Consider the following 24,853-nt stretch of genomic DNA (forward strand, 5'->3'; position numbering starts at 1 on the left):
GACGCGAGCAATCCTCCCCCTTCATAGGGGGAGGAGTCCGCGTCTTACGCTGACCGAGGGGTCATAGGCCCCACCAAGACTGAAGCCCATGGCCCCTCCGTCGCCGTATGACGGCGACACCTCCCCATATGAATGGGGAGGATTTGCCTCGCGAAGCGCGATCTCCTGGATCAGCTTCTTGGTCAGCGCCCGGCCGAAATCGTCATGACTCTCGGCGGCGACGGTGAAAGAGCCCGGGCCGGCGATGACGTTGTCCTTGAAGTATTTCTCCAGGCCCCCCGGCGGATTGGTGTGCTCGGGACGGAACGATTCGTTGAGCGGCGTCAGGATCACCAGGGCGTTGATCGTGATGTCCTTGGCCAATGCCTCGTCGCGGGCCTCGGTGACCGGGCGGCCGGAGTTGTTGTTGCCGTCGCCGGAAATGTCGATGACGCGCCGATCCGCCGTAAACGGAGCGCGCTCGAGCTGGCGCACCGAGAAGTCGATCGCACCGCTGATCGAGGTGCTGCCGACGAACGAGCGCGGCGCCTCGACCAGCCGGCCGCCGAAGCTGCGGGCGGCGGCCTCGCCGTCGATCATCGTCCAGTCGATGACGACGCCCTGCTGCCCGATCGTCGCCCATTCGACGAAGCACACGGCGATGCGCCGGTGCGGGCCGGAGGTGATGGCCTTCACCACGTCCGGATGGGCGATGGCGGCGGCCGCGCCCTCGCGCTGCAGCTTGAACTTGGGCTCGGTCACGCTGCGCGAGACGTCGGCGGCGAGCACCAGCAGCATATCGACCGGTTCGGCCGCATGCGTCGCCGGCGCGACCAACGCCAGGACCAGGCCGAGCAGCGCAAACCGTCTGTTCATCGTTACCCCTTGCGGCAGGGCGCAGCCGCCTCGTCCACCCGTTCCTTGATGGCGGCCATGCCCTGAGTGGGACTGTGTTGCCCAGCAGGCAGCTTGCCAAGCCTGCCCGGAATGATGCGGTTCGAAATTTCGCGGAATGCCGCCCGGCCTGTCGCCGTAGGTCGAGATGCCCTGCACGAGCGGCTTGGAGAAATCGTTCAACGCGCCCCGGATCTCGGCTCGGACGGCATCTTCTAACGCGGGCAGAAGAAGCCTAAATTGCCCGCCATGGCGAACCGCTTCCGGACCTACGCCGATTTCTGGCCATTCTATCTCGGCGAGCACGCCAAGCCGGCGACGCGCGCGATCCACTATGCCGGCACCATCGCCTCCGCCCTGATGCTGATCTGGGCGATCGTCACCCAGAGCTGGTGGTGGCTGCTGGCGGTGCCGTTCTTCGGCTACGGGCCAGCCTGGATCGGCCACTTCTTCATCGAGAAGAACAAGCCCGCGACCTTCCAGGCGCCGCTGTGGTCGCTGATCAGCGACTACCGGATGTGCGGCCTGTGGCTGTCGGGCCGCCTCGGTCACGAATTGATGAAGTACCAAATCCGCGGCTGAGCGGCCGCCGTAGAGGGAGACATGCGGCGCTTCCTCGTCCTTCTCCTGGTGCTGATCGCGGGCGCCGCCCGCGCCGAGACCAGCCTGCCCTGGCAGAAATGGGACCCGGCGCTGTTCGACAGGGCGGCGCGAGAGCACAAGTACATCCTGCTGCACATGGCGGCGGTGTGGTGCCACTGGTGCCATGTGATGGAAGGCACGACCTACAGCGACCCGGCCATCCAGAAGGCGATCCTCGACAAGTTCATCCCGGTGCGGGTCGACCAGGATTCCGATCCCGAGCTTTCCTATCGCTACGAGAACTGGGGCTGGCCGGCGACCGTCATGCTCGACCAGCACGGCAACGAGATCTTCAAGCGCCGCGGCTACATCCCGCCCGAGTTGTTCGCCAAGCTGCTGGTCGCCGTGATCGAGGACCCGTCGGCGCTGCCCTCCTACACCGCGGGCGCGACGGTCGAGCCCAACGCGATCGGACTCTCCGACACGCGCCGCGCCCGAATCGAGGCGCTGATGCTGCAGACCTACGACAGGCAGCATGGCGGCTTCGGCGAGATCCAGCGCTTCGTCCACGGCGACACGCTCGAATGGACGCTGGAGCGCAGCCGGCCCTTGCAGCGCAATGCCGACATCGCGACCTGGCGCGACGTCGCCAGCCGCACCCTCGCCGGCGCGCGGCGGATCATCGATCCGGTGTGGGGCGGCATGTTCCAGTATTCCGACAAGGTCGACTGGTCGGGCCCGCACTTCGAGAAGCTGCTGAGCGTGCAGCGCGACGCCATGCGTGCCTACGTGCTGACCTGGCAGATCGGTCGCGACGAGGCCGACCTGAAAGCCGCGCAGGACATCGGCCGCTGGCTGATGGACTTCATGCGCAGCGACAGCGGCGCCTTCCATACCAGCCAGGATGCCGACGTGAGCCGCGGCGAGCATGGCGACGTCTTCTACGCCAGATCAGACGCCGAACGCCGCGCCGGCCCGCAGCCGCCGATCGACAAGAATTCCTATGCCCGCGAGAACGGCTGGGCGATCGCGAGCCTCGCCGCGCTCTATGATGTGACCGGCGACAAGGCATTGCTCGACGCCGCGACCAGGGCGTTCGACTGGGTGCTGGCCAACCGCCGCGCGCCCAACGGCGGCTTCGGGCACGGGCGCGCTGCCAACGACGACACCCATCTCGGCGACACGCTCGCCATGGCCGAGGCGGCGCTGGCGCTCTATCGCAGCACCGCCGAGCGGCGCTATCTCGCGCTCGCCTCGGACTTCGCCGAAGTGATCGCGCGCGATCATCGCGACGCAAACGGCTTCACGGTGCGCCGGCCGGAGCCGGGCGCGAAGGGCGTGCTGGCGAAACCCGTGAAGCAAGTCGACGAGAACGTCGCGACGACTCGCCTGTTCAACCTCCTTGCCCGCAATACCGGCCGCAAGGACTTCCGCGAGCTCGCCGAGCACGGCATGCGCTACCTGGTCGCGCTCGCCGAGGACGACCTGATCGTGCCGGGCGCGCTGCTGGCCGACCGCGAGCTCGGCCGCGAGCCGGCGCACGTCACCACCGTCGGCGCCAAGGACGATCCGGCGGCGCAGGCTCTGTACGCAATCGCGCGGCAGTATCCGACACGCTACCTGCGCATCGAATGGCTCGACCGCCGCGAAGGCCCGCTGCCGTCGGCCGACGTCGAGTATCCCGAGCTGCCCGAAGCGGCGGCCTTCGCCTGCGCCAACGGCGCCTGCTCGGTGCCGGTGTTCACGCCGGACCAGGTCGGCCGCATCGTCGCCAAGGTCGACGACCGCTAGCTCTCTCGAGCAATTTGCAGTCCGGTGTCCGGACCGTCCGGGACCGTCCGGCCGAGGGGGGTGGGGCCGGACTTCCGGATTCGCGGCCAAAACCCTTGTGGAATCGGCATCGGAGGTGTCCGGGGCCCGGCCGGACTCGGCCTCCTCCCGCCGGACTTTGGGCCTCTTGCGTCCCCGGAAGTCGGAGGCCACATTGCAGCCCGACACCCGAATCCCCGTTTCGAGGCCTCATGGAACCGATGTTGAAGGGCGCCGCGCCGGCCGCGGCGCCGCCCGCCGATCTGATCAAGGACAGCGACCAAACCAAGTTCGCCAAGGACGTGCTCGAAGTCTCACGCACCGTGCCGGTGATCGTCGACTTCTGGGCGCCGTGGTGCGGGCCCTGCAAGACCTTGCAGCCGATGATCGAGAAGGTGGTCACCGAGGCCAAGGGCGCGGTGAAGCTGGTCAAGATCGACATCGACAAGAACCAGATGCTGGCCCAGCAACTGCGCATCCAGTCGATCCCGGCGGTCTACGCCTTCTTCGGCGGCCGGCCGGTCGACGGCTTCATGGGCGCGGTGCCCGAGAGCCAGGTGCGCGAGTTCGTCGGTCGCCTGGTGCAGGCGGCCGGCGGCGCGCCGGGTGCCGACGGCGCCGACGATCTCAACGCCGCGCTGGAGCACGCCAAGCAGGCGGTCGCCGAGGGCGACTTCCAGCTCGCGGCGCAGATCTACAACGAGGTGCTCGAGGTGGCGCCCGACAACCTGCCGGCGATGGCGGGGCTGGCGCGCTGCTACGCCCAGGAAGGCCAGGTCGAGCAGGCCCAGGCGATCCTCGCCCGCGTGCCCGCCAAGGACAAAGGCAATGCCGAGATCGCCGCGGTGCAGGCGCAGCTCGATCTCGCCGAAGCCGCCAAGGCCGCCGGCCCGATCGGCGAGCTGAAGGCCAAGGCCGACAAGGACCCCAAGGACTTCCAGAGCCGCCTCGACCTCGCCATGGCCTACTGGGCCGGCGGGCAGAAGCAGGAGGCGATCGACGAGCTGCTCGCCATGATCAAGGCCGACCGCAACTGGAGCGAGGCGGCGGCGCGCCAGCAGCTGCTGAAGTTCTTCGAGGCGCTGGGCTTCACCGATCCGCTCGCGGTCGTCGGCCGCAAGCGCCTCTCGACCATCCTGTTCTCGTGAGCCGGCGCAACCCGTTCGACCCGGGCTTCGAGCAGCTGCCCGAGACGCTGCCGATCTTCCCGCTGTCGGGCGTGTTGCTGCTGCCGGGCGGCAAGCTGCCGCTCAACATCTTCGAGCCGCGCTACCTGGCGATGATCTTCGATTCGCTGGCCGGGCATCGCATGATCGGGATGGTGCAGCCGATGCAGCCCGGCGGCTTCGCCGGCGACGGCATGCCCGCCCCGGACGGCAGGCCCAAGGTGCATCGCGTCGGCTGCGCCGGCCGCATCGTCAGCTTCAGCGAGACCGAGGACGGCCGCCTGCTGCTGGCGCTCTCCGGCGTCTGCCGCTTCGAGATCGGCCGCGAGCTCGACCTGGCGCAGGGCGGCTATCGCCGCGTGTCGTCGCTGTTCGCGCCCTACCGCGCCGATCTCGAGAACCCCGACGAGCCGGTCGAGCTCGACCGCGAGCGTATGATGGCGGCGCTGGCCGCCTTCTTCCGCGGCCGCAAGCTCTCGACCGACTGGGAGGCGGTGAAGCAGGCCGCCGACCGCAACCTGGTCACGTCCTTGTCCATGGTCCTGCCGTTCGGGCCGGCCGAGAAGCAGGCCTTGCTCGAGGCCCAGGACACCACCGCCCGCGCCAAGCTGCTGACCAGCCTGCTGGAGATGGGCGCCTTCGGCCAGCCGCCGGAATCCACACCGCAGCGGGCGAACTGATCGGCTATAATCGGGGCATGACTGAAGCGGAGCGCCCTTCCGAGACCAGACGCGGCGGCGTCGATCCGAAACTGCTGGAAATCCTGGTCTGCCCGGCGACGCACGGGCCGCTGGAATACGACGCGGCGGCCGGCGAGCTGATCAGCCGCAAGGCCGGGCTCGCCTACCCCATCCGCGACGGCATCCCGATCATGCTGGTGAGCGAGGCGCGCCCGCTGAAGGACGTGCCGTGAGCCCGGCCGACGGCTTCCCCAAGTCGGTGCCCGCCGCCGGCACTTACGAGGGCAACGACGCGCCGTGGCCCGAGGAGCTGCGCGTCTTCCAGGGCGAAGGCCGCATCGAGATCGATTTCACCGACGGCAGGAAGTGCAGCCTGCCGGCCGAGTATCTCAGGGTCGAGAGCCCCTCGGCCGAGGTGCAGGGCCATGGCGGCCCGGCGACCAGGAAGATCGTCGGCGGCCGCCGGCACGTGAAGATCGCGGGCGTCGAGCCGGTCGGCCACTACGCCATCCGCATCATCTTCGACGACAAGCACGATAGCGGCATCTACAGCTGGTCCTACCTGCGCGAGCTGGCCGACACCTACGAGGAGCGCTGGGCCACCTACCGGGCCGCGCTGCTCCTGCACGGCCAGAGCCGCGATCCCTGAACGATGAAAGTCGTCATCGCCGGAGCGGGCATCGGCGGCCTGAGCGCCGCGATGTGCCTGAAGCGCGCCGGCTTCGAGGTCGAGGTGTTCGACCAGGTGAGCGAGCTCAAGCCGCTCGGCGTCGGCATCAACATCCAGGCCGGTGCGGTGCGCATTCTGTCGAGCCTCGGGCTGGAGCCGGCGCTGGCCGCGACCGGCATCGAGACGCGCGAGCTGCGCTACGCCAACCGCCACGGCCAGACCATCTGGGCCGATCCGCGTGGCCGCCATGCGGGGTTGCCGTGGCCGCAATTCTCGATCCATCGCGGCGAATTGCAGATGATCCTGTTCGAAGGTGCCAAGCGCATGCTGGGCGCGGACGGGATCAAGTTCGGCCGCCGCATCGTCTCGTTCGAGCAGAAGGGCGGCAAGGTCATCGCGCGCTTCGCCGATCGCGACGGCAAGACCATCGAGACGGCGGAAGCCGACATCCTGGTCGGCGCCGACGGCATCCATTCGGCGGTGCGCGCGCACTTCTATCCCGACGAGGGCCCGCCCAAATGGCAGGGCATCCTGATGTGGCGCGGCGTCACCGTCGGCAAGCCCTATCTCGGCGGCGCCAGCATGGTGCAGGCCGGCCATCACACCCAGAAGTTCGTCTGCTACCCGATCAGCCGCGCCCATGCCGAGCGCGGCGAAGCACTGATCAACTGGATCTGCGACCTCTACCAGGGCCCGCACGCCGCGCCGCCGCGCGAGGACTGGAACAAGCCGGGCAAGCTCGAGGATTTCCTGCCGCGCTACAAGGGCTGGGACTTCGGCTGGCTGAACGTGCCCGAGGTGATCCGCAACGCCCACACCATCCTGGAATTCCCGATGGTCGACCGCGATCCGCTGCCGCGCTGGAGCCACGGCCGCATCACCCTGCTGGGCGACGCGGCGCACCCGATGTATCCGATCGGCTCCAACGGCGCCTCGCAGGCGATCATCGACGGCGAGGCGCTGACGCAGGAGCTGTCGGCCGGTGGCGATCCGGAAGCGGCGCTGCAGCGCTACGAGCAGCGCCGCCTGCCGCCGATGGCGCGCATCGTCGAGAGCAACCGCAAGAAGGGCATCGACGTGATGCTCGACCTCGTCGAGGACCGTGCGCCGCAGGGCTTCACCGATCTGGGGAGCGTGCTGCCGGCAGCTGAGCTGGAGCGCATCGTCGGCGACTACAAGAAGCTGGCGGCGCAGGACCGCGAGACGCTGCTGCGGCTGGCGGCTGAGCAAAAAGAAACCGGCCCCTCTCGGGACCGGCCGTGGTAGCGGTTTAAACCGGTCATCACATCACCGGCCGCCACCGGGAAGGACTATGGCATCTGACGATGACGGGATTATGGCACTAACCCTTCCTCCCCTTCGCGGAATTCGCGAAGGGGAGGTGCCCCCGTCATACGGGGGCGGAGGGGTCATGAGCCACGGTCTGCGGCCTATGACCCCTCCGTCGGCGTATGACGCCGACACCTCCCCTTGGCGGACTCCGCCAAGGGGAGGAAGTGACTGCCCATGAGTCTCGGCCGGTCGATCTTCACGGTCGGCAGCTTCACCCTGCTGTCGCGCCTCGTGGGCTTCGTGCGCGACATCGTGTTGTCGGCCATTCTGGGCTCGGGGCCGATTGCCGACGCCTTCATCGTGGCCTTCCGCCTGCCCAACTTCTTCCGCCGGCTGTTCGCCGAGGGCGCCTTTTCGGCGGCCTTCGTGCCCTTGTTCGCGGGCGAGCTGCAAGGCGAGGGCCGCGCCCAGGCGCTGGTCTTCGCCCGCCAGGCGCATGCCTGCCTGCTGATGGTGCTGGTGCCGTTCTCGGTGCTGATGATCATCGCCATGCCCGGGGTGATCTGGCTGCTGGCGCCGGGCTTCACCGACGACCAGTCGATCTTCGATCAGGCCGTCACTTTTGGCCGCATCACCTTCCCCTACCTGGTGTTCATCTCCCTCGCCTCGCTCTATGGCGGTGTGCTGAACGGCATCGACCGCTTCGCCGAGGTCGCCTTCACGCCGGTGCTGCTGAACGTGGCGCTGATCGGCTGCGTGCTCGGCCTCACGCCGGTGCTGCCCGATGCCGGTTACGCCGCCTCGATCGGCGTCGCCCTGGCGGGCTTCCTGCAATGGCTGTGGCTGCTGTTCTCGTGCTGGCGCGACGGCGTCAGCATGACGCTGGTGCGGCCGCGCCTCACCGAGAAGGTGCGCCGCCTGGTCAAGCTCGCGACGCCGGTGGCGATCGGCGGCGGCGCGCAGCAGGTCAGCTCCATGCTCGAGGTGGTGTGGGCGTCGCTGCTGCCGGCGGGCTCGATCGCCGCGCTGTACTACGCCGACCGCATCGCCCAGCTGCCGCTCGGCGTGATCGGCATCGCCATCGGCACCGCGCTGTTGCCATTGCTCGCCCGCCAGCTGCGTGCCGGCGCCGACGAGGCGGCGATGGCCAACCAGAACCGCGCCATCGAGTTCGGCCTGCTGTTCAGCCTGCCCGCCACCGCGGCGCTGTGGATCCTGTCCGAGCCGGTGATCCGTGTGCTGTTCGAGCACGGCAAATTCGGTCCGGACGATACCGTACGCACCGCCGGCGCGCTCGGCGCCTACGCCGTCGGCCTGCCCGCCTTCATGCTGGTCAAGGCGCTGACGCCGGGCTTCTTCGCCCGCCACGACACGCGCACGCCGCTCTACATCGCGCTGGCCGCGATCGTGCTCAACTTCGCGCTGAATGCCGCCTTCATCCTCGGCACCAATCTAGCCCAGGTCGGTATCGCGCTGGCGCAATCCCTGTCGGGCTGGGTCAATGCGCTCCTGCTCGCCGCCGTGCTGCTGAGCCGCGGCCACTGGCTGCCCGATCCGCGCCTCAACCAGCGGACCTGGCGGATGGCGCTGGCGACCATCGGCATGAGCGCCGCCCTCGCCGGCCTGCTGCTCATGCTGCGGCCGGCGCTGGCACATCCCGACCTGATGGGCGTCGTCGCCCTGCTCGGCGTCTGCGCGCTGGGCGGGCTTGTCTACGGCGCGCTGGGTGCGGCGCTGGGCGTGATGAAGCTGTCGGAGATGCGCTTCCTGCTGCGCCGCCAGCCCGGTGTCAGACCAGCCGACCCAACCGAACAACCGTGACGCCCGGCCGCAACGGCCGATTCGAGGACGGCATCACCAGCACGCAGTTGTCGTAGGGCGTGGTCACCGGCTCGCCGTCGTCGTGGCCCAGCACGGTGCCGGCCGTGGCGATCGTCTCCTGGCCTTCGAAGTGGCGCACCGGCGTGAAGTTGCCGCGCTTGGTGGCGATCGCATGCGTGACCTCGACCACCCGCTGCCTGGCCGGCGTCGGCTGCTTCCAGTCGGCCGGCAGGTCGGCCGGCTCGACGATGCCTGTCACGGCGAGGAAGCGCGCCGTCACGTCCTTGGCCACCGTCACCGACGAGGCCCGCCAGTGCTGGCCGGTCTCGATCAGCAGCGCGTTCTTCGGGCTCTTGGGATCGCCGAAGCCGCCATAGTCGCGCATGCGCATGCCGGCGGCGTGGCCGGCATCGGCGATGATGTCGACCGGCGCGCCGACCTTCTTCGCGAGCTCGGCGCCCTTGGCGAGCGGTCCCGCCAGCATCAGCGGCACGCCGTCGTCGTGCATCGAATGGAGATCGAGCAGCAGGTCGGCGCGCTCGACGAACGGCCTCACCACCTGGGCGCGGCGCGTCTCGGCCGTCGTCGCCGGCTGATCGAGCCGGCCCCAGGTGCGATTGAAATCCTCGTCGATCATGCGCGACTTGAACGGCGTGCGCGGATCGAAGGAGTGATAGGCGTCGATATTGTTGAAGCCCAGGATCAGCGCGCCGCTGCGCGGCCGCAGCCCCTTCTGCAGCAGCGCATCGACCACGATCGCGCCCGAGACCTCGTTGCCGTGGGTCAGCGCCGCCACCATCACGGTCGGCCCGGGCTTGCCGCTGTCGAAGACATGGATGTAGGGCGCCGCACCCTTCTCCCACCTGCGCAGCTCGGGGAAGGCGAATTCGATCGGCGGGCTGTCGGACATGAAACCTCCAGCCCTCGGTATAGATCATTCGTCAAATCGCACACAACCGGGCCGGCGCGCAGAAGCCCGCCACGCGACGGACGCGGGCGGGCTCCCGGTGTGCAACGATCAGCGGATGCGGTCGCCGCGGCAGTTGTGCCTGCGGCCGTACTCATCCTTGATGGTGGCGGCGTTCGTCGGGCCGCACTGATCGCCCATCGGCCTGCGCCTGCTGCATCGGCATCGGCTGCGCATAACCGTAGCCGGGTTGCACGCCCTGCTTCATCTCGGCCTTGGTCATGCTCGAGGACTGGCAGCCAGCAGGCGCCGCCTGGTTGGCGGTCGGGCCGGACGTGTCGGGGCTACCGACGCAGGGACCGCCGGTATAGGCCATCTTCTCGTTCGAAAAGGCCACGGGGCCGCATTTGGTGTGGACCACGCTTTGGGCATTGGCCGCGACCAGCGGCACGGCAAAGGCGATCGCGGCGGTGATCAGAAGTGTCCAGGTGCACATGCTTTCAGCCTCCCCCTTCAGTTCTCGCGCAGGTGTCGGCAACGAACCTCGACATGGCAGCGTTGCGCCGCTTTTTTTGACCCCGGCCCTGGGAACCACCGAAAAGCCACTCGCCACTCGCGGCGCAAAGAAGAAGCCCGCCGGGAGGCTGTTCACGGCGGGCTTCCCTGCGCGCGGCCGTGTCAGCGGATGCGGTCGCCGCGGCAGTTGTACTTGTGGCCGTATTCGTCGGTGATGGCGGCGACGTTGGAGGGGCCGCACGACGTATTGGCCATCGACGCGTAGCCCGGGCCGGCCGAGACCGCCTGGGTCTGCACCGGCGCAGTTCCTTGCTTCATTTCCTGCTTCGTTATCGTCGTCGAATTGGGGCCGGCGACTGTTGGGGTCGCGGCACCGACGGTCCCGCCGCCGGTGGCCTCGGCACCGACGCAGGGAACGCTCACGTACATCATTTTGTCGGTCGACCAGCCCTCCGCACCGCACTTGGTGCCGGGATGGCCACCGGTTTGTGCCATCGCCGCCGCGACTGGAACGACGAGAGCGAGCACAGTACTCGTGATGAGAACAGTCTGAACGCGCGTCATGATCTGTCTCCTTTCTCTACCCGCTCCCCGGATCGGGATGCCCGACAAATGTCGTAACGGTGCCGCGCGTTGCAGGCGTGACAGCCAATTGTAAGCTTCACATCACCAGCTACGCCGCCCGGCGGCGCCGATGGTCGCGATCGCACCGCTGTTGAAGGCAAGAGAGGCGGACTCGATGCCGTCGCTGAAGACGATGCCGCTCGACAGAGCGCGGCCGCTGCGGCTCAGGTCTCGCGATACCAGTCGGCGAGCTGCCAGGTGTTGTTGTCCCAGCCGGTCAGCTCGCAGATCAGCTTGTCCTTGGTGCCGGCGACGCCGGGCCGCGCGACCACCGGGATGACGACGTGGTCGTTCACCGCCATCTCGTTGCACTTGATCAGGAGCGCCGCGCGCTTCAGTGGATCGAGCTCGACCTGGGCGGCCTTGTGGGTCTCGTCGTACTCCGGGCTCGACCAGCGCGTGATGTTGCGGCCCTGCCACTTGTTGGCCTTGGCAGAGACCTCCGTCGACAGGAACTGGCGCAGGAAGACCTCGGGATCGGGCTGCTGCGGCCCGTTGTTGTACATCTGCAGGTCCGAATAGAAGTGCGGGTAGGTGTCGGGGTTGGCAACGTCGGACGAGAAGAACACCGCTGCCGTGACCGCCTTGACCTCGATGTCGATGCCGGCCTTCTGGCAGGCCTGCTTGACGATCGCCTGCGTCTTCTGCCGCGGCTGGTTGATCGAGGTCTGGTAGACGAACTTCAGCTTCTTGCCGTCCTTCTCGCGGACGCCGTCGGCGCCCTTCTTCCAGCCGGCCTTGTCGAGGATCTCGTTCGCCTTGTCGACGTTGAACTCGTACGTCGTCGTCTTCGACGCGAAGCGCTCCGGATAGTTGATGAAGTTCGGCACGGCGATGCCGGTGCGGCCGTAGATGTATTTCTGCACCGAGTCCTTGTCGACCAGCAGTGCCAGCGCCCGGCGCACCTCGGGATACTGCAGCGTTGAATGCCTGGTGCCGAGCTTGGAACGCTCGCCGTCGATCTCGGTCCACGGATCGGTGAAGTTGATCTGGATGTGCTCGATGCCGCCGCCGGGCGTGATCGTGACCTTGCCTTTGCCGCCCTTCTCGAGCCGCTGCAGGATCTCGTCCTCGACCTGCAGGTTCCAGGCGAAGTCGTACTCGCCGGTCTGCAAGACAGCGCGCGCCGCCGACACGGCATCGCCGCCGCCCTTCATCTCGATCGCATCGAAATGCGGCTTGTTGGCCTGGTGGTAGTTGGGGTTGATCGCGCCGGTCACCATGTCGCCCGGCTTGAAGTCCTTGAACATGTAGGGACCGGTGCCGACCGGCTTGAGGTTGGTCGGCGCCTCGCGCGACTTGGCGCCGATATAGTCGGCGAACAGGTGCCTGGGGATGATGCAGCCCGCCGCCGCCACGAAGGTGTCGGCCCAGAACGGCGTCGGCTTGGGGAATTTCACGGTGACGGTGTGGTCGTCGACTTTCTCGACCTCGACGTCCTTGTAGGAGCCGCTGGTGACCGCCGAGGTTTCCGGATTGCGTGCATACTGCCAGGTGAAGACGCAGTCGTCGGCGGTGAACGGCTTGCCGTCGTGCCAGGTCACGCCCTTCTTGAGCTTCCAGGTCACCGACTTGCCGTCGGCGGCCAAAGTGCCGTCCTCGCGGCCCGGGATCGCCTCGGCGAGGATCGGACGCAGGTTGCCGTCGGCGTCCCAACCGGCCAGCGGCTCGTAGAAGAGACGCGAGCCGTCCTGGTCCTTGGTGCCGGTCGCGAAATGCGGATTGAGCAGGGTCGGCGCCTGCCACCACAGCACCTTGAGCAGTCCGCCGCCGCCGCGCCTGGTCGGCTTGTAGGTCGGCCGCTTCGGCTGCGCCATCGCCACGCCGGCATACGCCAGGAGCTGCGTCGCCAGCGGCGCCGTCAGACCCACCATCGCCATTCGCTTGACGAAGCCGCGGCGCGACAGCCGCCCCGCCTTCACCTGGTCGATCAGACCACGCAAGCCCCGTTCGTCCATGGGAATGCCTCCCCGCCAAATTGTGAAACCGCCCTGACGCTCCGGCTTATGTGCAAGATGCGTGCAAGGCGATGGAAGCAGGCTGCAGCGCCGCCGTCAAAGCGGCTGGCCCAGCCGGCCGGCGATCTGCTCCGCGACCACTCTGTTGCCGATGTCGCTCATGTGCCCGGCGCGATAGAGCCGCTCGATGCCGACACGCGCGACCTCGGCGGCCAGCGCCGGCAGGACGTCGACGGTTTGCAGCCCGGCGTCGCGCGCGCAGGCCAGCACCGGTCGGGTGACCTGCTCTTCGGCCCGGTGATAGGGCTGCCCCGGCCAGGCCTGCGGCGTGTATTCGGCAACGACCATGACGCGCACGCCCGTGTCGGCGAGCTGGGCCAGCCGCTGCATCAGCAGGCAGGCGACCTGCCCGCCATCGGCGCCCGACGGTTCGACATGCTGGACCTGGCCGCGATACCAATAAGCGGTGAGCCCGAGGCGCCGCATGACCGTGTGCACCAGGAACGAGTAACCCGCGACCCGGCGGAACGGATCGAGCCGGCGGTCGGCCGGCCGCGGCACCGGCTCGTCGTGCAGGACGAGCGTGCCGTCGGCGATCTCGAAATAGGGCTTGGGCACACCCCACAGGATGCGCTGCGCTGCGCGCCAGACGTCGTCGGCGATGAACGTCACCACCAACGCCGCCGGCCGCAGGCGCGGCACCAGCGCCTCGCTGCGCAGCACGACCTGGTCGAGACCGTACCCCGACACGCCGGCATTGATCACCGGCCGCCCGAGCGTCTGCTCGAGATGCGCGGGGATCGTCTCGTCGTCGGAGACCTCCTCGCCCATAGCGTAGGAATCGCCGGTGACCAGCAGCGGCTCGCCGTTAGCCGGCGCCGGATCGAGCGCGTGGTGCTGGCGGAAGCCCTCGTCGTCGAAGGTGACCGACCGGCCGTCGGATCCGACCCAGCGGTAGCCGGACCGCGGCACGTAGCCCAGCAGCGGATGCGGCTGCATGGTGCGGAGGCGGCTGTCGCCGAGCGACGGATCGACCACGAAGTTCTGCGGACGCCAGCGCGCCGCGTCGGTTCCGAAGGCCCGCACCAGCAGCTCGCCGAGCAGCAGCGCGAACACGATGCTCGCGATCAGCAGGGCGAAAGACTTCCAATGCTCGGAACGAACCATGACCGAAGCGAGCATTGTCTGGCGACATCGCGCGCGGTTGTGACAAAAATGGACGAGGGGTTCCCCGCCACGAAGTCGATGCTATGCGGGAGCAATGTCAGCTCCCGGCCCGAAGACCGTCGCCTTCGTGAGCGCGGTGTATCCGTATCCTGCCGACAACGGCAAGAAGGTGGTGATCGCCGGCTTCCTGCGCTTCCTGCACGAGGCGGTTGGCGCCGAGAACATCACCTATGTCGGGCTGGGCACGTTCGACCAGTCGGTGAGGGTACCGTTCCGCACCGTCATCATCCCGCTCGGCGGCGCGACGCGGCGACTCTCCTCGGTCGCGCTGCACGCGCTGATGCTGCGGCGCAAGTCATTGCAGGAGGCGCTGCTCTATTCGCCGCGCGCCCAACGCCGATTACGGCGAACCATCGAGGCGCTCGATCCGGACATCGTGATCATGGACACGATCCGCATCGCGCAGTTCTTCGAGAAGGAGATCGCGCGCACGCCCAAGCGCCGCTGGATCCTCTACATGGAGGACCTGTTCTCCGAGCGCTATCGCAGCCTGCTGGCCGATCTCGGCCGCGACCGGCCGGACGCCGATCCGCTCGGCGCCTTCGCCTATGCGGTGCCGGCGCCGTTGCGGCCGCTCGCCCGCCCGCGCTCGATGCGCGCGGCGTTCTATTCGCTCGAGCAGCGGCTGGTGGCGCGACGCGAGCAGCGGCTGGCGCGCACCGTCGACCGGGTGTGCCTGGTCAATCCGGTCGAGGCCTCCAATCTCGCCGCCGAGGTCGCCGAGGCCGAGGTCTGGGAGACGCCGCCCTGCATCGCCACGCCGCCGGCGCGCCGGCGCGCCGAGACGGCCGCGCACGGACCGTTCGTGATCCTGGGCGCGCTGCACTACCCGCCCAACATCATCGCCGTGCAGGACTTCCTCGCCGAGGCGATGCCGCGGATCGCCCGCGAGATGCCGAGCGCGCGGGTCGTCATCGTCGGCAAGGGTGCATCCGATTCGCTGCGCTCGCTCGCGGCGCGCTGGAAGCCGCATATCGAGCTGGTCGGCTTCGTGCCCAAGCTCGACACGCTGTTCGAGAAGGCGGCCGCGATGATCGTGCCGATCCGCATCGGCTCGGGCTTCAAGCTCAAGGTGCTCGAGGCGCTGGCGCACGGCCTGCCGCTGATCACCACCGGCAAGGGCATCGAATCGATCCCGATCGAGCCCGGCGTGCACGGCCTGGTGTCTGACGACATCGCCGAGTTCCCGGAATTCATGCGCACGCTGCGCGATCCCGAGACCAATGCCCAGGTCTCGGCCCATTGCCGCGAGCTTTTCGAGCAACACTACGCGCAGGAAGCGGCCTATCCGCGCTACGCCGCGGCGTTCCTCGACCAATAGTCTTGATTCCGCCCGACAGGTGGGCGATACCCGCCCGCCCTCGCCTTCCACCGGCGGGGTGCGCGGAGGTCCAAACCCCGCGCCCTTCCACCACTCGCGGAGTCCACATCCATGCCTGACGTCACCACCGGCGTTGCGCCCAACAGCCACATCGCGCAGTACCAGGCCCGCGGGCTCAAGGGCCGCATCCTTTCCGGCGTCCAGCCCTCCGGCGACCTTCACCTCGGCAACTATCTCGGCGCGATCCGCAACTTCGCGCGCCTGCAGAACGACTACGAGTGCCTGTACTGCGTGGTCGACCTGCATGCCATCACGGTATGGCAGGACCCGGCGCAGCTGGCGCCGAAGACGCGCGAGATCGCGTCCGCCTTCCTCGCCGCTGGAGTCGACGGCGACAAGCACGTCATCTTCAACCAGTCGATGGTGCCGGAGCACGCCGAGCTTGCGTGGATCTTCAACTGCGTGGCGCGCATGGGCTGGATGAGCCGCATGACGCAGTTCAAGGAGAAGGCGGGCAAGGACCGCGAGAACGTCTCGCTCGGTCTGTTCGCCTATCCGGCGCTGATGGCGGCCGACATCCTGATCTACAAGGCGACGCACGTGCCGGTCGGCGAGGACCAGAAGCAGCATCTCGAGCTGACGCGCGACATCGCGATCAAGTTCAACAACGACTTCGCCGTGCCGGACTTCTTCCCGGTCACCGAGCCGCTGATCTTCGGCGCGGCGACCCGCGTCATGAGCCTGCGCGACGGCACCAAGAAGATGAGCAAGTCCGATCCGTCGGACTTCAGCCGCATCAACCTGACCGACGATGCCGACGCGATCGCCCAGAAGATCCGCCGCGCCAAGACCGATCCGCATCCGATGCCGGACACGGCAGCCGACGCCGAGAAACGGCCCGACGCCGACAACCTGCTCGGCATCTACGCCGCCCTCGCCGACATCGAGAAGGACGCCGCGATCGCCCAGTTCGCCGGCAAGCAGTTCTCCGAGTTCAAGTCGGCGCTGACCGACCTGGCCGTCGCCAAGCTCGGCCCGGTCGGCGCGGAGATGCAGCGGCTGATGAAGGACCCGGGCCATGTCGACGGCGTCCTGCGCAACGGCGCCGAACGCGCCCGCGCGCTGGCCGCCCCGATCCTGGCGGAGACCTACAAGATCGTCGGCTTCCTCAAGCCGTAGCGCGCGATGAGTTGAACTCCGTCGGGCGGGCCGGCCTGCCCGCCCGGAGTCTACGAGAGTCCGCAAGAGTCCACACTCGTGTGGACCGGTTCGATGCCGATGGCATCGGCATTTCCGGCCCGGAGTCCATGAATCCACCGACCCCCGGGGCCCCCTGAAAAAACACTCTATCCAGAGTCCCGGCAGGCAGCGGGCGGCCCCTTCGAGACTGGTGGTAACGTGGCGCATCGTCATGCGCACCACCCTGCACCAGGGCACGTCGAACACCTATTATGGGCAATGGAACGCGCGCATCCTTGGGCAAACGCAGGCGAATCAGCCGTTCCATTGCCCATAATGACGTCGTTGCGCGCGCAGAATTGGCGGCCGTCGCTGCGCGGGGCCGCGTTTTGCCCGGAATCGAGGCTCAGGCTCCTGGGAAATTTACCTTGGCCCGAAAAAGAAATATTCGGGCGAGCCAGACATCAAGAACGGCCAGCAGCTCTCAGTCGAATTCAATCATCCGACTCTAGGGCCCGGAAGCCGCGCGCTAAAACGAGAGGAGTTGAGCGGCCTCGAAATTCCTCCCCATTCAAATGGGGAGGTGGCGCGTCGGCACTTTCACGCTTCGCGTGAAAGTGCCCTATCCGCGACGGAGGGGTCATGAGGTGCAACACGACTGCGGCCCATGACCCCTCCGACGGCGTAAGACGGCGACACCTCCCCATATGAATGGGGAGGAATTCTGAGTCGAACTCAACTCATCTCGCCCTAGCCTTCCATCCGGGTCAGCGCCCACTTCACGGCAGCGCCTTCGGCGGGGATCTGGCCGACCAGCACGATCTGCTCGGTGCGGCGATGGCGGCCGTCCTCGCCGAGATAGATGCTCTCGGCCAGGCCGACGCCGGCACCGCTCGCACGCAGCCGCCAGCCGCGGCCGCTGGGCAGGCGCATCAGCACCGCCTGGCCGCTCTGGGCGAGCGTCGCCTTGACGGTCGGGTGCAGGTGGAAGCGGATGATGAAGCGGCGGTCGGGCACCGTGACCATGCGGCCGTCGGGGCCGGTGAACATGTCCTCGCCGCGCAGGTCGCCGCCGTCGGCCGACAGCCACAGCCGGCGGCGATGGATGATGCCGTAGAGCGAGCGATAGCCGTCGTGGCTCATGTCGAGCCATTGCGAGCCCTGGTCCTCGGCGCGGTCGACCAGCACGTTGCCGGCGCGATACTCCAGCGAGCCGTGGTCGGTGATCTCGGTCGAGTTGGTGTCGTCGACCACCGCCGTCGAATGCGCCGCGGTGAAGCGCATGAAGCGCTTCCACTCGGTCGCCGCGCCGGGATAGACGCCGCAATTCACCACCAGCCGCTCGTGCGCCGCGCTCATCTCGAAGGAGAGCGTGCCGGCATGCGCGCTGCCGTCCATGCCGCGGCCCGGCGGGCTGCCGGCATCGACGATCACCAGCGAGGTGCCGGCGGCGAGCCGCTGGAAGCCGCTTTGCAGCGCCATCGCCGGCGCCGGCTCGCTCGAGCCCGAGCGCGCCAGCACCAGGTCCATCAGCGTGCGCTCGCCTTCCCAGCTGCCGTTGAAGAGCGCCAGGCCGCCGTCGCCGTGGCGGAAGAAGCGCACCATCGGCGCCATGCGGTCGATCGCGGCGACCAGCTCGGCCGGCGGGCGCCGCTCGGCCGACGTCAACGCCGCGCGCACGTCGAGCAGATGGCGCAGCACCGCGACCTGCAGATGCGGCGCGCGCTCGGCGACCAGGCCGTCGTGCGCGACATAGCGCTTCACGAACCGGGCGAGCCGCGACAGTTGATGCTCGAGGCTGTTCTCGAAACGCTTGCCGTCGCGCAGGAAGGCTATATCGGCGAAGATCATCGCCTTCATCGCCAGCACCGCCTCGTGGCCGATCAGGCCGGCGCGCATGACGCGCTTCAGATGGGCGCGCTGGCGGGCGATCGCGAAGACGAAGCGCGCCGGGAAGCCCGGGTCCGCAGCCGTCGCCAGCCAGTCGTAATGGCGGATCCAGTTGACCATGCGCGCGGCCAGCACCTCGCGCTTCCAGGTCACCGGCGACCAGCGCCATTCGCACTCGCTCCAGTCGTCGATCAGGCGCACGGCGAGCGCGGCGGCCGAAGGATCGCCGCAGTCGCGCAGGTCGCGCAGCCAGGCGAAGCCGTTCAGGCTGTCGAGCCACAGCGCGCTCGTGCCCTCGCGGCGCCATGGCGGGTCGTCGCTGCCGGCGGCGACCGGGCCGACCTGGCCATGGGCCATCAGCTCGCCCACCATGAGGCGAAGTCCGACGACGGCGTCGCCGGGCCACGGGTCGGGAGCGACGGCGAAGAAACTCTTGGGGCTGCCCCGGCCCAGGGTCAGGGCATAGAGCGGCGAGCCGAGCAACCAGCGGCCGAACGGCATCGGCGCAGGAATCCCCGGCGTCGCGAGGAGGGAGCGGATGGGACGAGACCCGGCCACAAGGCGGTCACCGGGCCGGCGGCTATCTGCGACCAGCGTCATTCTTCTTCTGGCTTTGGCCCCGCGTTGGTCGCGGAGCTTTTGAGGGGTGCCGGAGTTTACCTGAGCCGATGGCCTCTGGCGATGCCCCCCGATGATCCCCCACGAACGCCCATGACCTTGAACCACGCCTTCCAAACCCCAGATTCAAGCGCAAGGGGGCGCCTGATCGGGCCCCCGAGCACTCGCTCTTCGGAGGAGGGTTCTATGAGTCGTGTACCGATGTTCAGTTCGCCACTACTGCTGGGGTTTGACCAGCTCGAACGCACCCTCGAACGGCTGGCGAAGAACGCCGAGGGCTACCCTCCCTACAATATCGAGCGGATCGGCGAAAACGGCCTCAGGATCACCCTGGCCGTGGCCGGCTTCTCGTCCGACGACCTCGCCATCGAGCTGGTGGAAAACCAGCTGACGGTGCGGGGCAAGCAGGCCGACGACGCCTCCCGTGTCTACCTCCATCGCGGCATCGCCGCCCGTCAGTTCCAGCGCGCCTTCATGCTGGCCGACGGCATCGAGGTGACCGGCGCGCGGCTCGACAACGGCCTGCTGTCGATCGAGCTCGTGCGGCCGCTCGCTGAGCCGCGCATCCGAACCATCCGTATCGACTCGGGCAAGCAGCCCGAAGCGAACAACACCATCGATATCACCGCGCGCCGCACGGGCTCGCGCTGATCGCTGCCAAGGAGGTAGCCATGGAAAACAACCAAGCCCCCGCCAACACCGTCTTCACACCGCTCGCGGACGACGCGTTCCTCAGTCTCGGCACGCAGCAGATCGCCTACATCAAGTCGGTCGACCTACCCGATGGCGCGCATGCGGTCGCGATCTTCTCTGCCGACGGCAAGCCGATGGCCGCCGCGCCGAGTGTCGAGATCGCGCAGGCGCTGCTGCGCCAGCACGAGCTCGAGCCCGCGCTCGTCCATTGAGACGGGTTCAGGCTGCGCTTTGCGCCGGGAGCGTTTCGATCAGGAGCGCGTATAGCGCATCGGCGCTCTCGGTGGCGCGCAGCTTCTCCACCAGGCCGCGGTCGCGCAACAGGCGCGACACGCGGGCCAGCGCCTTGAGGTGATCGGCGCCCGCACCTTCCGGTGCCAGAAGCAGGAAAACGGTGTCGACCGGCCGCTCGTCGATGGAGTCGAAATCGACGGGATGGGCGAGGCGCGCGAACACGCCGACCGGCTTGCTGAGGCTCGGCATGCGGCCGTGCGGGATGGCGATGCCGCCACCGATTCCGGTCGAGCCCAGCCGCTCGCGTTCGAGCAGACGGTCGAACAGCCGGCGTTCGTCGAGCTTGTAAAGTTGGGCGGCCTTGGCGGCGAGCTCCGCCAGCAAAGCCTTCTTGCCGGACGCCTTCACGCAGGCCAGAACAGCGTCTGGACCGCTTAGCAAATCGGCGATTTCCACTTTGTCACCAAAGAGTTAGCGCATCCGGCGACAAATGCCGACCCGCGCGAAGGCGCCCGTATAGGCGCCTCGCCCGGACCGGTCAAGAGCACCATTTGTGGCCCCGGGGGGTCGCTAGTCGGCGGGTCCGGACAGTGCCTGAGCGGCGATCGCGGCAGCCAGCGGCGCGGTCGGAACGGCACGGCTCATGCCCAGCCGGCCGAGCCGCCGGCGCTCGGCCGAGGACGGGATGCGCATCGCCTCGCGGTACTTCGCGACTGTGCGGCGGGCGATCTCGATGCCCTCGCCTTTCAGCAGGTCGACGATGCGATCGTCGCTCAGCGGCTGGCCGACCGCCTCGGCGCCGATCAGATGACGAATGCGCGAGCGCACCGATTCCGACGAGACGACGACGCCCGGCGTGCGCGCCGGCAGTGACGAGGTGAAGAAGTACTTGAGCTCGAAGATGCCGCGCGGCGTGGCGATGTACTTGTTGGAGGTGACGCGGCTCACCGTGCTCTCGTGCAGTTCGGTCGCGAGCGCGATGTCGCGCAGCACCAGCGGCTTCAGCGCGCTCACCCCCTTGCGGAAGAAGCCGTCCTGCTGGCGCACGATCTCGCGCGCGACCTTGAGGATCGTGGTCGCGCGCTGCTCGAGCGTCTTCACCAGCCAGTTGGCCGACTGGAAGCGCTCGGCGACGAAGTCGCGATCTGGCTTGGCGCGCGCGCCCTTCATCAGCGTCGCGTGGTAGTTGCGATCGACCAGCACCTTGGGCAGCGCGTCGGTGTTGAGCTCGATATGCCAGCCTTCCTCGCCGGTCTCGGGATCCTTGGCCGGCGTGAGATAGAGGTCGGGCGCGACCGGCCGGATCGGCTCGAACTCGAACTTCTGGCCGGGCCGCGGATCGAGCGTGCGCAGCTCGGCCAGCATGTCGCGCAGATCCTCGTCGTCGACGCCGCAGCGGCGACGCAACTGCGCGAGCTCGCCGGCGGCGACCAGGTCGAGATTGTCGAGCAGCGCCTTCATCGCCGGGTCGAGGTGATCGCGCTCGGCAAGCTGGGCGGCAAGGCACTCGGCGAGGCCGCGCGCGAACAGGCCGGCCGGCTCGATCTGGCGCAGCCGCGCCCAGATCCGCTCGACCGACGCGATGTCGGTGCCCATGGCTTCGGCAACATCGGGCGCCTCGAGGCGGCAGTAGCCCGCCTCGTCGAGGCCTTCGGCGAGCTTCAGGGCCAGCCGGCGGTCTTCGGGGGCGACGAAGATCAGCTCGATCTGCTCGAGCACATGCCGAGCCAGCGACCGCGGCCGCTCGGCGACGAAATCCAGCGCCTCGGGCGCATCCTCGCGCGGCGGCGCCTTGGCGCCGTCACCGCCTCGATCGGCGAACTCGCGGGTCCAGCGCTCATCGGCATCGGCCAGGGCCGGCGCGGCGGCGGCCAGCGCTTCGGCCGTGTCGGCGGGAGTATCGATCGGGGCGGCGTCGCTCTCGGTCAGCGGGCCGTCGTCGGCCGCGGTCTCCTGGAGCAGCGGGTTCTTTTCGAGCTCCTGCTGGATGAAGGCCGCGAGCTCGAGATGCGAGAACTGCAGCAGCTTGATTGCCTGCTGCAGTTGCGGCGTCATCGCCAAAGTCTGGCGGGACGCCAGGATGAGACTCGGACCGATACGCATGTAACCCCATCGTGAAGGTCTTTGGGACCTTTCTCAAGAGGTTCAAGCAAAACCCGTGCCAAAGGCCCGAAATGTGCCTAATGGGTACTGTCTCAGTTTGAAATTTCAGCCCGATTCAGGCCGTTAGACGCCCCTCTGGGTGCTATGATAGGCCCATGCCCAAGGGACCCAAAGGTGAGAGGCGACCAGCCGACGTGATCGGCAACGCTGTGCATGTCATGCGCATTGCTACGGGCCAGGTCGAGGAACGGACCGGCGATGAGGGGAAGGACCCCGCCGCAGTCTCTCTGGGACGACGCGGCGGCCTAAAGGGCGGCAAGGCAAGAGCTGTCAATCTGTCGAAGGAAAGGCGGTCGGAGATCGCGAAACAGGCCGCTAAGAAGCGTTGGTCCCGCTGAGCTGAGGCGGCGGTACGCTCAGGACAATCCATGGTCCGCGGATGCTTACGGCGTGACCTCCATCAAACAAGACGCGGCCCTCGACCCTCCCTGGGTTTAGTACGGGCTGGTGAAGCACGAATGGTACTTGAGCGACCCACCTTGTACGGTCATCCGAAACGTGCGGTGGCGGCACAATCGGGACTGGAAGCGTCTTGGGAGCGCTCCCAGGTAGAGTCACTTCAAGCGTCAAGAGATTGGGACGCTCCGTCAAATCACAATGCACGACAAAATGGAACACGAGTTGGCCTGCGGTCAGGCCAGCCTGTGGAACGGCGATGTCAGCATTATAGATACCAAGCAAATTGAACTTATTGCTGGTGAGAGAGACTTGAGCCTCGTCACACACTAGGTAATAGGCCTCTCTACTCACGCTGCGACCGCCATTGGCCGTGGCACCCCGTAGGGTATTTCGGTGAGAGGCCGCACTTGCCCTGGCTCTGGGCGTAGCGGGACCGGAACCGGGCTGTCGGTCGGAATAAGGGACTGATTGCGACGCGCCGATGCTTCATCGGGATGATAGATTTCGACGCGAATGCAGTAACCAAGCGCCCAAACCATGTCCGCGATTGTTGCTATCGTTAGGTTCGCGCGACCCGTAAGGCGGCGATTCACCACAGATCTGTTGATCCCAAGTATCTTGGCGAGCCCAGATTGGTTTTCGTTTTTCTCCGCTGACCAACGCATAAAGGCCGCTCGGAGCCCGCCCTCAATCTCGGCGATGAGATTCAGAAAAACGCGGCGGCGAGCGCTAGGGCGTTTTTGGAAAGGCATGGAGAAAATCCCCGTAAACGATCTCGGTTACATGATGCTTTTTTATGAAGTCGCGCACTTCTTCTCGGCGCTTATCGTTGAGGGTTTTGTCGCTATGAGTGTCCGTTTCCAGTGCTGCACATACGGCAATGAACTGATGGGGCGCGGGAACCCAACCATAAACCCGCAGTCCAGGCGGGTGCATCTTCCACACGCCTTTCTTGTTGGGCATCATTCTGCGCAAGGTCGCATGTAGTACGTCGTCGCATCGAAACTCGATGAAGTACTGTTCAAGGTGCTCATAAAGAGTTCGGCCACCAATCTTCCTCTTGTCCTCATAAAGTGGCCCATCGATCCAATCGCAAAGCTCCGTCGTCAAATGCAGCGGCCGAATCGGCAGTCGATCGACATCCGTCGGAATGTCAAATGACTGCAGAACGGTCGCCCTAAGATGTGCGGTTGTTGCCAAAGAAGTCAACACCCTGTGTAGCCGTCCGACCGCCTTATAATTAAGGCGCCGGGCCGCAAATGGTCGCAGGGCAGTGTAACCTCATCGCCCTTCGGGCGTTAATACGCACCTTGTTGAATTGAACTTTATGCTTGATCTGTCATGCATAGGGCGTAGCATGCGCTCTGTGAACAAGCTCGACACCAAGGCCCGCGCCCAAATCCTTGGAATTCTCTGCCAAGGCATGTCCATGCGGGCGATCTCCCGGCTTACCGGCGCGTCGATCAACACCGTCTCCAAGCTGCTGGTTGATGCCGGTCTGGTCTGTGCTCGGCTCCATGACGAGCTGGTGCACGGCGTGCGCTCTAAGCGCGTCCAGTGCGACGAGATCTGGTCGTTCTGCTACGCCAAGGCAAAGAACGTCGCGGGCGCCGAGGCCGCCCCGGATCGGGCGGGCGACGTGTGGACCTGGACCGCCATCGACGGCGACAGCAAGTTGATCGTCTCTTATCTGATCGGTGCGCGGGATGCGGACTATGCTAACGTGTTCATGCAGGACCTGCAGCAGCGCGTCGTGACTCGGATGCAGCTTACGACCGACGGCCACCGGCCGTATTTCGAGGCGGTCGACAAGGCGTTCGGCCCGTGGGTCGATTACGCCATGCTGGTTAAGACCTACGGCGCGGCGCCAGCTACGCCCGAGGCGCGCTACAGCCCCGCCGTTTGCACGGGCGCGGTGAAAAGGGAAATCACCGGCACCCCGGACCCGGACCACATTTCAACGTCGTACGTCGAGCGGTCAAACCTCTCCATACGCATGCACATGCGCCGCTACACGCGCTTGACCAACGCGCACAGCAAGAAGTTTGAGAACCACTGCCACATGGTCGCGATCTACACCGTTTGGTACAACTTTGTGCGGATCAACAGCGCCGTGAAGATGTCGCCTGCGATGGCCGCTGGTATCAACACGCACCTTTGGGAAATGGCCGATATCGTCGCCGCTATCGACGCGCCAAACCCCGCGCCAAAGGTCCGTGGCCCCTACAAGCCTCGGATTTCAAACTGAGAC

The 24,853-nt window shown here is 67.1% G+C and carries 24 protein-coding genes; 14 read left to right on the forward strand and 10 right to left on the reverse strand.

Features of this window, described 5'->3' with window-relative positions:
• Positions 1–21 precede the first annotated feature (21 nt).
• On the reverse strand, positions 22–1,056 hold the full coding sequence (locus J0J01_RS08705) for a DUF1194 domain-containing protein (RefSeq protein ID WP_296379874.1): 1,035 nt from the start codon (positions 1,054–1,056) through the stop codon (positions 22–24).
• Positions 1,057–1,122: 66 nt separating this feature from the next.
• On the opposite strand from J0J01_RS08705, the gene J0J01_RS08710 reads away from it, so the two are divergent.
• The 8 genes from J0J01_RS08710 (at position 1,123) to murJ (ending at position 8,873) form a co-directional block, all read left to right on the forward strand.
• Entirely contained in the window at positions 1,123–1,455 is a 333-nt protein-coding gene (locus J0J01_RS08710; protein WP_296379875.1) for a DUF962 domain-containing protein, read from the forward strand.
• A 21-nt stretch (positions 1,456–1,476) separates the two neighbouring features.
• Positions 1,477–3,246 (forward strand): DUF255 domain-containing protein, encoded by a 1,770-nt coding sequence (locus J0J01_RS08715; protein WP_296379876.1) that lies wholly within the window; start codon positions 1,477–1,479, stop codon positions 3,244–3,246.
• Positions 3,247–3,476: 230 nt separating this feature from the next.
• Positions 3,477–4,412 (forward strand): co-chaperone YbbN, encoded by a 936-nt coding sequence (locus tag J0J01_RS08720; RefSeq protein ID WP_296379877.1) that lies wholly within the window; start codon positions 3,477–3,479, stop codon positions 4,410–4,412.
• Positions 4,409–5,110 carry an LON peptidase substrate-binding domain-containing protein gene (locus tag J0J01_RS08725; RefSeq protein WP_296379878.1) on the forward strand — a complete coding sequence of 234 codons (702 nt, stop codon included), beginning with the start codon at positions 4,409–4,411 and terminating at the stop codon, positions 5,108–5,110. Before J0J01_RS08720 ends, J0J01_RS08725 begins: the two co-directional genes overlap by 4 nt.
• A gap of 17 nt (positions 5,111–5,127) precedes the next feature.
• Positions 5,128–5,343, forward strand: coding sequence for a Trm112 family protein (locus tag J0J01_RS08730; protein WP_296379879.1), 216 nt, complete (start codon positions 5,128–5,130; stop codon positions 5,341–5,343).
• Positions 5,340–5,759, forward strand: a complete 420-nt coding sequence (locus J0J01_RS08735; RefSeq protein WP_296379880.1) for a DUF971 domain-containing protein — start codon at positions 5,340–5,342, stop codon at positions 5,757–5,759. The genes J0J01_RS08730 and J0J01_RS08735 overlap by 4 nt, the downstream gene beginning before the upstream one ends.
• A gap of 3 nt (positions 5,760–5,762) precedes the next feature.
• The gene (locus J0J01_RS08740; protein WP_296379881.1) at positions 5,763–7,046 is read left to right on the forward strand and encodes a flavin-dependent oxidoreductase; all 1,284 of its coding nucleotides are present in this window, start codon (positions 5,763–5,765) and stop codon (positions 7,044–7,046) included.
• Between the two features lie 240 nt (positions 7,047–7,286).
• Complete coding sequence (gene murJ, locus J0J01_RS08745) at positions 7,287–8,873, forward strand: murein biosynthesis integral membrane protein MurJ (RefSeq protein ID WP_296379882.1); 1,587 nt, start codon at positions 7,287–7,289, stop codon at positions 8,871–8,873.
• Here murJ and J0J01_RS08750 read toward each other — a convergent pair.
• The 5 genes from J0J01_RS08750 to J0J01_RS08770 form a co-directional block, all read right to left on the reverse strand.
• Positions 8,842–9,783, reverse strand: a complete 942-nt coding sequence (locus J0J01_RS08750) for a succinylglutamate desuccinylase/aspartoacylase family protein (RefSeq protein ID WP_296379883.1) — start codon at positions 9,781–9,783, stop codon at positions 8,842–8,844. The genes murJ and J0J01_RS08750 overlap by 32 nt on opposite strands.
• A gap of 151 nt (positions 9,784–9,934) precedes the next feature.
• Positions 9,935–10,276, reverse strand: coding sequence for a hypothetical protein (locus tag J0J01_RS08755; RefSeq protein WP_296379884.1), 342 nt, complete (start codon positions 10,274–10,276; stop codon positions 9,935–9,937).
• Between the two features lie 182 nt (positions 10,277–10,458).
• A complete protein-coding gene (locus tag J0J01_RS08760) occupies positions 10,459–10,860 on the reverse strand; it encodes a hypothetical protein (RefSeq protein ID WP_296379885.1) in 402 nt (133 codons plus the stop codon).
• Positions 10,861–11,084: 224 nt separating this feature from the next.
• On the reverse strand, positions 11,085–12,878 hold the full coding sequence (locus J0J01_RS08765; protein WP_296379886.1) for a peptide ABC transporter substrate-binding protein: 1,794 nt from the start codon (positions 12,876–12,878) through the stop codon (positions 11,085–11,087).
• Positions 12,879–12,974: 96 nt separating this feature from the next.
• Positions 12,975–14,045, reverse strand: a complete 1,071-nt coding sequence (locus tag J0J01_RS08770) for a hypothetical protein (protein WP_296379887.1) — start codon at positions 14,043–14,045, stop codon at positions 12,975–12,977.
• A 94-nt stretch (positions 14,046–14,139) separates the two neighbouring features.
• On the opposite strand from J0J01_RS08770, the gene J0J01_RS08775 reads away from it, so the two are divergent.
• Positions 14,140–15,426, forward strand: coding sequence for a glycosyltransferase (locus tag J0J01_RS08775; RefSeq protein WP_296379888.1), 1,287 nt, complete (start codon positions 14,140–14,142; stop codon positions 15,424–15,426).
• 111 nt (positions 15,427–15,537) lie between these two features.
• Positions 15,538–16,605 (forward strand): tryptophan--tRNA ligase, encoded by a 1,068-nt coding sequence (gene trpS, locus J0J01_RS08780; protein WP_296379889.1) that lies wholly within the window; start codon positions 15,538–15,540, stop codon positions 16,603–16,605.
• 750 nt (positions 16,606–17,355) lie between these two features.
• Here trpS and J0J01_RS08785 read toward each other — a convergent pair.
• On the reverse strand, positions 17,356–18,996 hold the full coding sequence (locus J0J01_RS08785) for a heparinase II/III family protein (RefSeq protein WP_296379890.1): 1,641 nt from the start codon (positions 18,994–18,996) through the stop codon (positions 17,356–17,358).
• 303 nt (positions 18,997–19,299) lie between these two features.
• Here J0J01_RS08785 and J0J01_RS08790 point away from each other — a divergent pair, with 303 nt between their 5' ends.
• Both J0J01_RS08790 and J0J01_RS08795 read left to right on the forward strand, forming a co-directional pair.
• On the forward strand, positions 19,300–19,764 hold the full coding sequence (locus tag J0J01_RS08790) for an Hsp20 family protein (RefSeq protein ID WP_296379891.1): 465 nt from the start codon (positions 19,300–19,302) through the stop codon (positions 19,762–19,764).
• Positions 19,765–19,784: 20 nt separating this feature from the next.
• Positions 19,785–20,018, forward strand: coding sequence for a DUF1150 family protein (locus J0J01_RS08795; protein ID WP_296379892.1), 234 nt, complete (start codon positions 19,785–19,787; stop codon positions 20,016–20,018).
• A gap of 7 nt (positions 20,019–20,025) precedes the next feature.
• On the opposite strand, the gene ptsN is transcribed toward J0J01_RS08795, so the two are convergent.
• Entirely contained in the window at positions 20,026–20,496 is a 471-nt protein-coding gene (gene ptsN, locus J0J01_RS08800) for a PTS IIA-like nitrogen regulatory protein PtsN (protein ID WP_296379893.1), read from the reverse strand.
• A gap of 114 nt (positions 20,497–20,610) precedes the next feature.
• On the reverse strand, positions 20,611–22,143 hold the full coding sequence (rpoN, locus tag J0J01_RS08805) for an RNA polymerase factor sigma-54 (protein ID WP_296379894.1): 1,533 nt from the start codon (positions 22,141–22,143) through the stop codon (positions 20,611–20,613).
• Positions 22,144–22,298: 155 nt separating this feature from the next.
• On the opposite strand from rpoN, the gene J0J01_RS08810 reads away from it, so the two are divergent.
• A complete protein-coding gene (locus J0J01_RS08810) occupies positions 22,299–22,541 on the forward strand; it encodes an RNA-binding protein (RefSeq protein WP_296379895.1) in 243 nt (80 codons plus the stop codon).
• Positions 22,542–23,331: 790 nt separating this feature from the next.
• Here the strand turns inward: J0J01_RS08810 and J0J01_RS08815 are convergent.
• A complete protein-coding gene (locus J0J01_RS08815; RefSeq protein WP_296379896.1) occupies positions 23,332–23,814 on the reverse strand; it encodes a hypothetical protein in 483 nt (160 codons plus the stop codon).
• Between the two features lie 154 nt (positions 23,815–23,968).
• On the opposite strand from J0J01_RS08815, the gene J0J01_RS08820 reads away from it, so the two are divergent.
• The gene (locus J0J01_RS08820) at positions 23,969–24,850 is read left to right on the forward strand and encodes an IS1 family transposase (RefSeq protein ID WP_365736399.1); all 882 of its coding nucleotides are present in this window, start codon (positions 23,969–23,971) and stop codon (positions 24,848–24,850) included.
• The last annotated feature ends 3 nt before the right edge of the window (positions 24,851–24,853 follow it).

Origin of the sequence: Reyranella sp., assembly GCF_017305915.1 — a bacterium.
Classification (GTDB): Bacteria; Pseudomonadota; Alphaproteobacteria; order Reyranellales; family Reyranellaceae; genus Reyranella.